An 11,978-nucleotide genomic window follows, 5' to 3' on the forward strand; every position below is an offset into this window, starting at 1 on the left:
TCCTATTCCACCTGATTAAGAATACCGCTTAAAGACAGCGGTCCGCTGTACCCGCCGGGCTTCAGATCATTCAGGCAGCCAAAATCCGTCCCCGGATACCCCAAGGCCGCCAGCACTTCCCGCACCCCTTTCTGGGACAGCGCAGCCGAACTGGAGCCGGAAGCCTTGTTTCTTAAAGTAAAGGTCCGAACCGCTTGACCGCCCTTGTTGTCCTTTACCAATACCTGGCAGACATTATTGCCCAGCAGCAAACCCGCAAAAGTATACTCAAAGGCCGTCCCGCCGGTACAAGCGGTCCAGTCCACCTTAGTAACCTCGCCCTGGATCATCTTATACTGCAGCGTGTCCCCCGTATCTGCATCACCGGGAGTGACACGCAGGGTAAAACGATCCTCGGCAACCGATACCGCCTGTCCTTCAGCCAGAGTTTGATTGGCGGCAGGAGAGAAAAGCACCATAAAGGGTGCTTTGTTTACTGTGAAATTCACCGTCTGCTGCGCCTGGTTCCCGGCCTTGTCCACCGCCGTCACCACAAGGGTCTTGCTCCCCCCGGAAGTAATGGTAGTCCCGGATGTGTAAGCCAAACCGTTCAGCGTCGCCGTTACCGAGGCCAATCCCGATCCCCCCGCATCCGTAGCGGAAAAAGTAGGCGACACTGAATTCTGATAAGTCTGCCCGTTTGCCACCCCGGAAAGGCTAATCACCGGGACAGTGCGGTCCACCGTCAATGTATAGCCCATGGTGGTCGTAGCGACGCCCCCGTTGCCGTCATCCGCAGTGACCACAATATTGCTGTAGCTTCCCTGTGAAATATTATCAGCGGCCACATCCCAGGTTAAAGACCAGCTTTTTTCTGTGGAAGTGCCGCTGATAACCGTACCTTTTGTTTTTCCGCCAATGGTTGCGCTGACCGTAACGTTGTCATTGTCTACGTCACTGACCGTGCCGGAAAGAGTAATGATTTTTCTTTCGTAGACGGTAGAGAAGGATTGATTGGTGGTTGGGAAGGTTAATATCATTTGAGGCATGCTATTTAGTTGAGTCATAGCACTAGTAAAATAAACGTAATTATCGCGTTCACTACCAACTGTCGGTCTATTACTATTGAAAGCTGAAAAATCGGTAAAGCCTGATACTAAGGTCTTAGCTCCTGTATTAACGTCAACGTCGTAGGCCTTCCATGTATTATTATTGTCATTTGTTATAACCCGAAGTTTTCCATTACCTATATATGACATTGTACTTGTAAAGTAAACATACGAATCACGTTCACTACCAACTGTCGGTCTATTACTATTAAAAGCTGAGAAATCGGTAAAGCCTGATACTAAGGTCTTAGCTCCTGTATTAACGTCAACGTCGTAGGCCTTCCATGTATTATTATTGTCATTTGTTATAACTCGAAGTTTTCCATTACCTATATATGACATTGTACTTGTAAAGTAAACATACGAATCACGTTCACTACCAACTGTCGGTCTATTACTATTAAAAGCTGAGAAATCGGTAAAGCCTGATACTAAGGTCTTAGCTCCTGTATTAACGTCAACGTCGTAAGCCTTCCATGTATTATTATTGTCATTTGTTATAACCCGAAGTTTTCCATTACCTATATATGACATTGTACTTGTAAAGTAAACATATTTATCAGCTTCACCAAAACCTGTCGGTCTATTACCATTAAAAGCTGAAAAATCGGTAAAGCCTGATACTAAGGTCTTAGCTCCTGTATTAATGTCAACATCATAGACTTTCCAAACATTATTTGAATCTAATCCAATTACTCTTAATTTTTCATAAGTTGCCTCTGCAGACTGTAATAAATAGGAGCTTGGTAGACAATGTATTTTTTTGATTTTACCTAAAATTACAACATCAAAAATATTAAATTTTGTACTAATATTATTATCCCCAACTAGCTTATCTCCAACCACTCGTTTGACGACCGTTTTAGAACCCACCCGGGCAACGACAATATCTCCATCTTGCCAGCGGCGGTCTACGATCTCAATAACATCCCCGTCAGCTAATGTCGGCATCATAGAACACCCGGAAACCTGATATAAATGATCCATATTATCACCTACCAGAACACAACATATTTAAACGATGTGGTTGCCGTCCCCGAACATTTCACGGAAAAACTATTGGCCCCCTGCTCCACCCAAACCTCGCCCAAATATCCGGCAGGGTTTGCAACCGGAGTTACCTCTACATAATAATTGGCATCTCCCTTTGTATGAGCTATCACCGTTCCAACCGCACCGTTAAAATTGGCGTTTCCCGCTAATCTAGGATGTATAACCTGTGCCATATGTGTGGTAAAATCGGTTTTTTTAGCAGCATTTTGGTCTATGAGTTCCAGATTTTCAACATATGCCTGTCTGCTGACAAATTCATTCCCCAGTGGTTTATTCAGCCCCAAATTAGGTGTAACGTTAGGCATTCAGCCACCTCCCTATTCCCATTCAAACTAAACCTTTAATCTTATAGAAAACAACTCTCAATAATTATTGAAAAGCAGGAGTTAGATTGACAATTACTTGTACTATATTCATATTTTAAGTGTATAAAATAATATTTGCTCTTGAGATTATTAAATTTTTGTGTAATTCAAATTATATTCTCATGCACCTCAATATTTATCTAATAATTACACAGCAATTATTTTCTTCACTTTCAATAAAACAAACCAAAACTGAATCCAATAACGTCAACTCCTTTTATTTTAAACATAGCCATTCAACATTAAGTATACCGGTCTCTCTATATGCTTCAATCTTTAAGGAATTTTTAAATTGAATTTCAGCATTTCTACCAGAAACAGTTCCGTCATTACTTATAAGATTAAATAACATACTTCCGTTATTTGCCAAATAAAATCCGGCTATTGGATAACAATATGCGTTAGCTGCACAAGCTGTAGGCCCGCAACTCCCTTGCGCTAAAACATAGCCATCGACAGTTATCCGAATACCTGCACCATCTACAGAATTTGAAATGCTGGAACTAACTCTAATACTATGCAATAAACCTGGGCCAGATATATCTAATACGGTAATGTATGAATCTGATGTTACAGCAGAAGAACCACTTGCACCTATAGGTCCTTTAGTAGAAGCTAGCGAACTAATATTAGCTTTAATATCTTTTAATTTTCCATGAATACTACCAGTAGCACTGGATACATCAGCATTAGAACCTACATTTGTATTGATTGTATCTGCCGTGGTTTGAGCAGCACGACTTGAAATATTTGCATCTATCCTATCTTTATGGGTTGTAGTTGCTCCCCAGTTAGCCTGACGGCTTGAGACTGTAGTGTCCATGTTATCAATTTTTGACGCTCTGGAACTGCTTAAATTAGTCGTTAAGTAATCGTATATCTGTTTCAAACGGGCAAAAAGCGTTGTAATACCAGCGGGATCGGTGTTTTGTCCAATTCTTGTTTTTATTGTTTCTTGGTTTTCCTCAGTTCCAATACCTTTCCAAGTCACTATGCCCCACCTCCACTAAACCAGTATAGTTTCCCTTCGTCCGTTCGGAAAAACAGCATCGGTTTTCCCTCTGGATTCGAAGGGAAGGCTGTGCCCGACGGTATAGGTAACACTTGATGCACTCCATTGGACAAATGCGCAGTTAACTGCGCCTGGTCCACAATTTGCACATTTCCCTCACTTGCTCCTATAAATAATTCTTTAGTATCTGTGCAGAATCCCGGCTCGCCTACGCTTAAAGAAGGCAAATTCGCTTTTGTTCCTCGCTTAAATTGTATTTTGTTAGCCACTTTTGACCCCTCCCCTTAAAATGTTCCGCCATCAACGACTGAACCGGAGCTTAAATAACCTTGGGCTTTCACGAAAGCCGTTGTTGCAACCTGAGTGGTATTGGTTGCCGCTGCTGCCGTTGGAGCTGTGGGGATGCCAGTCAATGCCGCACTAGCAAACAGAGTGGTTTTACTCTCATTCGTCACATTACCCAGTCCCACGTCAGCAGCCGTAAGAGTCACCGCTCCGGTCTTCCCGGCTACGCTTTGTACCGGGCTTGTGGGTGAAAGCAGTTCTTGCCAGTTAGCCAGCGTTGACGCACCGGCGGTTCTTAGGATATAAGATTTGTTTTGGTCCGTCCGAACCGCAATATCGCCCACTTCCGCAGTAAGCCCCAGCATGGCCGTTTGACTTGCCACCACAAAGGTATCGGAGATGGCAATGGCCGGTACAACAGCGGCATCCAACTTGCCGTTAGCATCCAGCACCGGAATGTTCCCCCCGGCAGTGCCGGTATTTTTGGATGCCGCCGTGCCGGCGTCTGTAATCTTTGCCAAGGTTAGGCCGGGTATATCGGCAGCACTTAAGTTTGTAGCGCTTGTAACTCTTCCTTTAGCGTCTACCGTTACTTTGGTGTACGTACCGGCAGTGACCCCGCTATTAGCCAAGAGAATCTCTATCTCTTTATTGGCGCTCCCGTCAAAGCTGGTGGAACCGGATGCATCGCCTGACAGGGATAGGGTCCGGGCTGTTTTTAGTTTGCTTGCACTGGCGGCATTGGCAGGTAGTTCTGAACTGGCATTCAATTTCAGAATTTTATTTGCTGCTGCGGTGGTTACTACATCCGATAAAGGTACCGCCCCGATCTCCTCAGGACTTATGGAAGCCGGATCCGGGTTGATCAGGACTTTATCCGTACCATTGCCTAAATATAATTTACCTGTATCTAAAACAAAGGCCGGTTCGCCTGCTTCCAGGCTTAAACCGGATAAATTTACGTTGTTGCCCCTTTTAAGTTTTATTGTAACCATATTTTCTGCTCCTCTCTTTAATATTCCCCGCCATCCACCGTGAGGCCCGTAGGTTCATTCCCATCAAAATCCCCTCCGTTAATGGGCATATAATTTAAAAAATCTTTCAACTGCTGAAACTCGGTCAAATGTACGGCAAGATCGGTTTTTGTAGCAACATTTTGGTCAATCAAATCCAGATTTTCGTTATAAGCTTGCCGGGTAACCGTTTCATTCCCCAGTGGTTTTTTAAGTCCCAAATTGGATGTTGTCGTAGGCATAGGCTCCCTCCTCGTTGTTTTAAAAGCACCCTAACGGGTGCTTACGCTAATAAACTTCGCCGGTAATCTCTTCAAATTCGGCACCGGTAATCATATTGAACTGTACATACTTACGGACCTGATCCACACCGGCCCACCTTTTTTCAAAATAATATTTTACCCGCTCAAAGTGACTCATACATCCTCCTCCACTCCTCTAAGATGTAAGGTTAATCCGCTAACCAACCCCCGGTTTCAAATTCATCCCAGGTTAAATTCCTGGCGTCCAACTGGTCCCAGGTTAAGTTTTTGGCATCCAGTTCATCCCAAATCAGGTATCTGAATTCATATTTAATGGTTAAATGGGCCGGTTTAATTTCTTCCAGGGCTGACTTCAAATCCTCAATATTGGGCGGTATGCCCCGGGTGTCGATAAATTTTACCGTGAACTGGTAAAGGGAAGGTTGTTCCGTCACCTCTACCGTGCCGCCGTCGTAGGACTCGGCAACGTTCTTGATGAGGCTGATGGTTACCGTCCCAATGCCGCGAATCCGGGATTTTATAACCGACCTGCGCTGGTCGTTCGGCTTGCCCGCCGTGGACATAATATTTAATTCCTGCTCCCAGCGGTCCAGTCCCCAGGTGGCGGTATTTACAAAAAACTGGTTCAGGACTTCATCCATGGCCTTCCGAAGGCGGTCCAGTTCCATGCCTTCGGCCTCCAGCAGGCTTCTTGTCATCCTGGAAGTTTCGTAAAAACGGGGCAGGTAGGTTAACATCTCCTGCCCCCGAACACTGTTGATGGGGTAAACGTTCATGCCAGCGTCACCGTCCCTTTTACAGCCACCTGGCCTTGATCGATTGCCACATTGGCGGTTCCCTCGTTCACCGTCATGCCGGTATAATCCTGAACCCCTTCGGTGTCCAGCAGCAGGGATCCGATTCGTACATAACGGGCCGTGGGATCCGCCGCAAAAGCAATGCTTCCGAGGTATTCATCCAAAGACTTCTCAAAGGAAGCCTGCACCTCCGCCAGGGTTTTGGCACCCGTAAGGATGACGGTGGCGGATACATGCACATCGACGGGTTCTGCAGAAACCACGGTTACTTTTGCCCCAATAGGAGCTTTGCCTTCGCCCCCTCCCGGTGAGGGTGATATATAATCCTGCACTTTGCTGACAATTGGTTCCACGGCAGGCTTTTTATCGGTACCCAGCAGTACCACCTTCACCGTTCCCGCCCCGTCCGCCAGGGGAAGGACCTGTACTCCGCCAACCCCCGGCACTTCCAGTGCCCAGTTGACATAATCGGCTTTGTTGCCGCTGGTGCCCGGCGTACGGACTTTGGCGTAGAACCGGGATAACAGGGTGGCGTCATCCTCCTCATCGGCCCCGCCGGTCAGGGCCTGGTTATTCAGTACCGCCGAGATACCACCCACCGGCGTAATCATGATGTTAATGGTTCCCGCACCTACGTTGCCGTCCTTTCCGGCCTGCACGGCTTCAAGATCGGCATACCCGACGCCGGTTGAGTCAATAACCTCTTCGGAAACGGTGATAAACTCCGTAGAAGGGTTATTGGTGGCCGGATCGGCCGGCGTGGCCACCACGGTTCCGGCAGGGACGACGGTGCCCGCCGTTCCGTTAAATTTGATTTGCCCGGTGGCCTTTACCGCCTGCCGCCGGGTAATGCCGTGTTCGTCGCAGCGCAAATCCAGGTAGGGCCCAAAGGTGGTGCCCGCAAAGCCCCTTTGCAAAACCTCCTGTCCCCAGAGAGCAGCCAGGGCCAGCTCGATGGCGGCCGGCGACAGGGCGTCCCAAATAAAGCTTCCCTCGGATTTATCCATATCCGCAGGTACGTTTTCCAGCATGCGCTGCCGGATGGCGTCTAGGGTTTGATCGTTTAAATAATCCGGTAATGTTGTCACATTTTCACCTCCCCGTTAATTTGACCTGTTTCTCCCCGTACGCTGACTACTTCACAGGTAAAATACACCCGGTCCTCTTCCCATTTAAAGGCAAAGGCCTGCACACTGGCGGTTCTCGGGTCAACCATTAGGCACTCGGTAGTCATCCGGATCATTTCACTTTCATTTCCCTCCCGAGTTAAATGGCGGCCAATGAGCTCGTCATATTCCTGTCCGTAGTTTCTGCTGTACACTAAATACCGGTAGCGCTGGGTGTTCAGGGCCTTTTGACACCATTCCATCCAGGCTTCGGTATCGGTGCTCCCGGCTATTTTCCCGGTGGGGGTCATAATGAACTCTCCCCGGTCATAATCGAATCGCACGCTTCGGCCAAAGGCCACCGGTTTTTGATTCAGCTCGTTAACCGGCAGAGGCTCTGTTGGCACCGTTGGAAAAATACTGGGCATTTATATCACCACCTTCGCCATAATTACGGCTTCCTGGCCGTTGTTGACGGGAACGGCCAGGACCCGGTCCCCCGGTTTCAGTCCCGGCTTTAATTCCAGCCGCACATCGTCAATTTCCCGCTTGGAAAAGTCATACCGGGTCAACTGGGAAGTGCTTGCCCCCGGTAAATCCTCGCCCGTATCCTTCACCGGGCTGGTAGCGGTACCCACCAGGGAAAAGGCCGGAAGATAGATTTTAACCAGCCAATCGGCAATTAGGTAATCCTTAATTTCATGCTTAAAGGTATCCAGCTTCAACCCGGTGGCCGTCATGGTGCCCAGTTCCCCGGGCATGCCGGATCCGGATTGCTTGGTATGGCCTTGAATGCGCAGATCCAGCAGGGCGGCCAGTTCTTTATAGGGATCCATAGTACCGCCTCCTTACATCCTGCGGAGAGGCCAGTTGCAGGGACATTTGGCCCGGATTGCCCAGTTCGTGCTTGACCGAAGTAACCAGCAGCTCCATGCCGCTGAACTGAACTTTGTCTCCGGCCCGGATGGTATTGATGTCGATGCCGGTCACGTCGAAGGTTTCCTCCAAGCCGGCCAGATGTTTCTCCCCTTTGCCTTTGGCCTCTCCCGCATTGGTAATGGTACTCTCGGTAATAATTTTTTGCAGGGTGCCGTATTTTTCGGTTTCCCCCTTCACAATGGCCAGTACGGGGCTCCGCCGGTCCTCCGGGGCGTTGCCCAGGACTTTTACCTGAGTTACGGCCTTATCAATGCTGCGCCGCTGGGTCACATCCTTAACATTTTGCTCCGGTTCCAGCACCCATACCTCTTGATTGCCGCCCAGCTTAAACAATTCCAGTCCATTGGGAGTCATGCGGGGCCGGTACATCTCCCCGCCCTTCTCCACCGTTTCTTTAAGGTCGGACATGATCATGTTATAGATGGTATTATTCCGGTACCGGCTGCCGGTTTTTGCTAAAGGAACCGCAGTTTCGGGCACGTTGGCCAGGGTAATGCCCCAGTCGGCGGCATACTGCCGGAGTCTCTGGCTGGCGGTCTGCCCGGCGGGAAACAAATAATCCTCGTAGGATTTGGCCAGGTAAATGGTGCGATCATAAACCGTCACCGAAAGGTGCTTAACGCCGCTGTTGCTGCTCTCCACCTCCCATACCACCCCGGGCTGAAGCAGGTAAACCCGGCTGGTGCCCCCAAAGGGAACGCCGGAGACCCTGATTTCCTGGCCCGGTTGAATGCCGGGGAAATCCGCGGTCACCACCATTTTAACTTCAGCGCTGTAGGCCATTTCGTCCAGGGACTCCTTCAAGGTAATGCTTTCCACAATCTCCCGCAGGAAATGCTGGTTAGCCAGCACCACCTCGTAAAAATTAAGACCGGGGTTTACCATCATGGCATGATCAGCTCCATTCCCGGGTGAATGAGATTTTTATCTTTACCGATGATTCCTTGATTGATTTCATAGATGTCATTTAGCTTTGCGGCATTGCCGTACTGCATTTGGGCAATCTTCCACAAGCTGTCTCCGGGCTTTACGGTATATTTTTTAGGCACCGGTTTTTCATCGGGCCGGTTGCTTGTTGGAGCGGCTGCCCCGGAATACAAAAGGGGCCCTGCGGCGGTTTTCACTTTAATGTCGCGCCAGGTGCGGCAGGTGAGATCAAAGTAAATGTCCCCCGGCTCGCCGCCCTTAAAGGTACCGTTGTAAGCCGATACCAGGACCTGGCCGTTGATGGGCGTCCCTGTAATTAACAGCCGGATGGGGCTGCCGCCGGTGGTCCAGGCCATAAGCTGGGCCATGGCCTGGCCGGGGTCCGGAATATTCGTGTAGCGGCAAAAGGATGAATCGTATTCTTTGGGAAAAAAAGAAGAGAAAGTAATTTCCTTTACCTTCTCCTGGCTGGGGAGATCAATCTCGCCCAGTTGAATAATGTTTACTGTTTCCAACTGTTTTTCAGTTCTAATTTGTATTTCCTCCGGGTTTACCGGAAAGTGCAGTTCCCCGCCGGCGGGATCGGTCAGGAATATATCCATGGTGCGTCACCTCCCACGCAGTGCTAGCCAACCGCCTTGTTCTCCAGTGCGTTTTTAATGCTTCTGGCGATTTTCCAGCCCACCTCGTTTTTAATATTTTCATAGTCTATATTTTCACTGCCGACCTGCAGGTTTACATTTACGGGAACGGTAATCTGAGTTTCCCCCCCGCCGGCCACGGCGGGAACCGGCATAACCCCGGCAAAACCGCCGGCGGCATAGGGCCGCACGCCCAGATATTGCCCCGCCTGCTGCCAAAGGGCCAAGGCCCGGCCGCGCATCCGTGCAGACAGGGGAATAACGGCCTCTGGACCGGCTTCAGCCACCAGCCCCAGATGGGGTTTGCTTAAAATACCGCCGGTGGCGTGGTTCTCGTAACCCTTTATTGAATGAAATTCCTCACGACTGTTCCCGGCGGTCCCACTGTTTGGCAGGATAGATGGTAAATACTGAACACCGGAAAAAGCGATCAGCTTGGCGCTGGCAAAATCCAAGGCTTGGGCCAGAGTGGTAAAGGCCTGCATAAGATTGTTTTGGCTGTTGACCACAAAACCATTGGAAGTAACGATATTGTTCTGACTGTCCAGATACACCTGTCCGGTAGATGCCATGCGTTTCTGCTGCTCGGAAACCGCTTTGCCGCTTTCCGCAAGCTGCGTTGTAGTTGAAGTGCTATTCTCCTCTGTTGCAGCGCTTTGCTCTTTCTTTTGAAATAAAAAGTCATAAAGTTTCCCCGCAGCCATTTGGCCACCCAGAGAACCCGCAAAACCGCCTAACGGACCACCCACTACCGTGCCGCCAATTCCTCCAATAATACTTCCAACCATCTCTGCCGCGGCTTTCCCTTTATTATCGGAATTAACAACACCCACCAGCCCTGAGGCGATACTTAAAGGTCCCAGATGGCTGGCCGCTGCCTTTCCTAATTTAGGAAGCACTTTTTTCCACAGTGAAGTTCCCCCGGAAGCGGCATTTCCATCCGGCAAAGCCGGAATATCCGCCTTAGGGGTACGGGATTTCTTCCAGGAATCTTCCGCTAAAATAAACGGTGCCGCTCCAGCCACAACCGCCAAGGTACGGGCGGCTCTTTCAGAGCCGGAACTGCCCCCAGCCTCTTGGGTTAAATTTGCACCGTTTGCCCCTGCTTTAGTCACTCCTTGCCCTCCCGCAGGCAAAACACCGGCAGCAGGGGTAAGGAATACACCGGTTCCGGCTTCGTTCATTCTTTTTCCGGCATTGCCGACCAACTTGGCCAGTTCTTGTTCCGCTGATGACAAATTGACTGTCACCGGGATGGAAGATAAACTGTCTTTTACCCGGTTGCTTAAGGCTTCAATCTTTTTTAAGGCATCCGTTGCATTATCAATCATTTCGATCTTGGGAGTTACTTTTAATTTGTTGAGAGTCTCTACCCGTTTTTTAAAAGTATTCATATATTTATCCAGAGTCTTGGTTGTATTCTTTAAGACCGACTGGAGCTGGGAGGTATCCCCTCGGATTTTTACCAGCGTTTCCACGGTAGTCATCTTTTCGTCCCCTCTCTCCGGGCTCTTTCGGTTTGTTCCAATTCAATCTCGGTAAAAATCAGCAAAAGCAGTTGTTCCCCTCGGGGTAATTGCCAAAACAATCCGGGGCGGAGGTCATGCTGTACCCACATGGAGTACAGCATGCCGGCCAGGCCGCCGGATTTTACACGTTTTTTAGTTCTTCCAGGTCCACGTTAAAGCCGCTTAGGTCCAGAACCACATCGCCCACAGCGGCTAACTCCCCGGCCAAAAGGATTCGTCTGACCACTTCCTCGGGACCGGAGGCTTTAAATTTTGACAGTAATTTGGGATCTCCCCAATTGGGTTTTACGGTGGCGGCGGATATCAGAGCGGCGTTAAATTGTTCTTCATCCAGCCGCTCAACCACCTTGCCGCGCTTCTCGCTGCGTTCGGTGCAGCGCTCCCGGATGTTGGACACCTGCTTGCCCGTTAATCCCTGCAGGGTTACCGGAATCCCCAAACGGGGAAGGGTAACGGTCTTTTGAGGCAGTTTGTCCGCATCCAGCAGCCTGTCCAGAACCTGTTCATCGGTCATGTTGTGGATTTCCATTCCCTACCTCCTAATCTTCAACGATGGGGTCCAGCAGCTCATAGCCTTCAAAGGTAAAGGGGATTTCTTCCTTTACCTCTTCCCCGGAAGTCCAGTTGGCCAGTTGGAGTTCGTCCACCATTACATTCTTCAGCCGGACCCTTTCATGTCCATAGGATTCCGGATCCGCCAGCTTGCTTACCAGCTCGAATTTGTTGAAACCCCGCTGCAGCATGCCGCTGGTAACTTTAAAACCGCTCATGGTGCCGGTTCCTTTTTTGGGTCCCTTTTTATGGCGCACCCAGTCGTCCCCGGACAGGTTTAATTCTCGTTTTTCCACGGCCACCTTGGCCTCCAAATGATTGACGTTGGTCTGCCATACGCCGTCAATAAACACCTGGCCATAGGTTCCTAAGATTACTCTGCTTGCATCTAAAGCCATTGTCTCTCCT

Annotated in this window: 17 protein-coding genes and 1 pseudogene; all 18 read right to left on the reverse strand. The window is 49.2% G+C overall.

The genetic code is table 11. The features are described from left to right. Positions 1 to 2: 2 nt before the first annotated feature. Positions 3 to 1,028 (reverse strand): Ig-like domain-containing protein, encoded by a 1,026-nt coding sequence (locus DESRU_RS21380; RefSeq protein ID WP_238446323.1) that lies wholly within the window; start codon positions 1,026 to 1,028, stop codon positions 3 to 5. 909 nt (positions 1,029 to 1,937) lie between these two features. Next, positions 1,938 to 2,075, reverse strand: a pseudogene (locus DESRU_RS21835) (S24 family peptidase); the annotation flags it as partial. Positions 2,076 to 2,083: 8 nt separating this feature from the next. Further along, a complete protein-coding gene (locus DESRU_RS20020) occupies positions 2,084 to 2,446 on the reverse strand; it encodes a hypothetical protein (RefSeq protein WP_013843435.1) in 363 nt (120 codons plus the stop codon). Between the two features lie 277 nt (positions 2,447 to 2,723). Continuing rightward, the gene (locus DESRU_RS20025; RefSeq protein ID WP_013843436.1) at positions 2,724 to 3,497 is read right to left on the reverse strand and encodes a hypothetical protein; all 774 of its coding nucleotides are present in this window, start codon (positions 3,495 to 3,497) and stop codon (positions 2,724 to 2,726) included. Beyond that, positions 3,497 to 3,787 carry a hyaluronate lyase N-terminal domain-containing protein gene (locus DESRU_RS17605; protein WP_013843437.1) on the reverse strand — a complete coding sequence of 97 codons (291 nt, stop codon included), beginning with the start codon at positions 3,785 to 3,787 and terminating at the stop codon, positions 3,497 to 3,499. Before DESRU_RS17605 ends, DESRU_RS20025 begins: the two co-directional genes overlap by 1 nt. Before the next feature lie 15 nt (positions 3,788 to 3,802). After that, on the reverse strand, positions 3,803 to 4,798 hold the full coding sequence (locus DESRU_RS21015; protein ID WP_013843438.1) for a hyaluronate lyase N-terminal domain-containing protein: 996 nt from the start codon (positions 4,796 to 4,798) through the stop codon (positions 3,803 to 3,805). Between the two features lie 17 nt (positions 4,799 to 4,815). Next, a complete protein-coding gene (locus tag DESRU_RS17615) occupies positions 4,816 to 5,058 on the reverse strand; it encodes a hypothetical protein (protein ID WP_013843439.1) in 243 nt (80 codons plus the stop codon). A 46-nt stretch (positions 5,059 to 5,104) separates the two neighbouring features. Continuing rightward, positions 5,105 to 5,236: an XkdX family protein gene (locus tag DESRU_RS20420; protein WP_013843440.1), complete on the reverse strand. Its 132-nt coding sequence runs from the start codon at positions 5,234 to 5,236 to the stop codon at positions 5,105 to 5,107. A 31-nt stretch (positions 5,237 to 5,267) separates the two neighbouring features. Beyond that, on the reverse strand, positions 5,268 to 5,855 hold the full coding sequence (locus DESRU_RS17620) for a YmfQ family protein (protein ID WP_013843441.1): 588 nt from the start codon (positions 5,853 to 5,855) through the stop codon (positions 5,268 to 5,270). Further along, positions 5,852 to 6,964: a baseplate J/gp47 family protein gene (locus DESRU_RS17625; protein WP_013843442.1), complete on the reverse strand. Its 1,113-nt coding sequence runs from the start codon at positions 6,962 to 6,964 to the stop codon at positions 5,852 to 5,854. Before DESRU_RS17625 ends, DESRU_RS17620 begins: the two co-directional genes overlap by 4 nt. Continuing rightward, positions 6,961 to 7,410 carry a DUF2634 domain-containing protein gene (locus tag DESRU_RS17630; protein ID WP_013843443.1) on the reverse strand — a complete coding sequence of 150 codons (450 nt, stop codon included), beginning with the start codon at positions 7,408 to 7,410 and terminating at the stop codon, positions 6,961 to 6,963. Before DESRU_RS17630 ends, DESRU_RS17625 begins: the two co-directional genes overlap by 4 nt. Then, positions 7,411 to 7,818: a hypothetical protein gene (locus tag DESRU_RS17635; RefSeq protein WP_013843444.1), complete on the reverse strand. Its 408-nt coding sequence runs from the start codon at positions 7,816 to 7,818 to the stop codon at positions 7,411 to 7,413. Continuing rightward, entirely contained in the window at positions 7,805 to 8,809 is a 1,005-nt protein-coding gene (locus tag DESRU_RS17640; protein ID WP_013843445.1) for an XkdQ/YqbQ family protein, read from the reverse strand. Before DESRU_RS17640 ends, DESRU_RS17635 begins: the two co-directional genes overlap by 14 nt. Then, positions 8,806 to 9,450: a LysM peptidoglycan-binding domain-containing protein gene (locus tag DESRU_RS17645; protein WP_013843446.1), complete on the reverse strand. Its 645-nt coding sequence runs from the start codon at positions 9,448 to 9,450 to the stop codon at positions 8,806 to 8,808. The genes DESRU_RS17640 and DESRU_RS17645 overlap by 4 nt, the downstream gene beginning before the upstream one ends. Positions 9,451 to 9,473: 23 nt before the next feature. Continuing rightward, on the reverse strand, positions 9,474 to 10,976 hold the full coding sequence (locus DESRU_RS17650) for a hypothetical protein (protein ID WP_013843447.1): 1,503 nt from the start codon (positions 10,974 to 10,976) through the stop codon (positions 9,474 to 9,476). After that, a complete protein-coding gene (locus DESRU_RS21020; RefSeq protein ID WP_013843448.1) occupies positions 10,973 to 11,119 on the reverse strand; it encodes a hypothetical protein in 147 nt (48 codons plus the stop codon). Before DESRU_RS21020 ends, DESRU_RS17650 begins: the two co-directional genes overlap by 4 nt. Before the next feature lie 20 nt (positions 11,120 to 11,139). Continuing rightward, positions 11,140 to 11,547 (reverse strand): phage tail assembly chaperone, encoded by a 408-nt coding sequence (locus tag DESRU_RS17655; protein ID WP_013843449.1) that lies wholly within the window; start codon positions 11,545 to 11,547, stop codon positions 11,140 to 11,142. Positions 11,548 to 11,557: 10 nt separating this feature from the next. Then, on the reverse strand, positions 11,558 to 11,968 hold the full coding sequence (locus DESRU_RS17660) for a phage tail tube protein (protein ID WP_013843450.1): 411 nt from the start codon (positions 11,966 to 11,968) through the stop codon (positions 11,558 to 11,560). Positions 11,969 to 11,978 lie beyond the last annotated feature (10 nt).

Origin of the sequence: Desulforamulus ruminis DSM 2154, assembly GCF_000215085.1 — a bacterium.
Lineage (GTDB): Bacteria > Bacillota > Desulfotomaculia > Desulfotomaculales > Desulfotomaculaceae > Desulfotomaculum > Desulfotomaculum ruminis.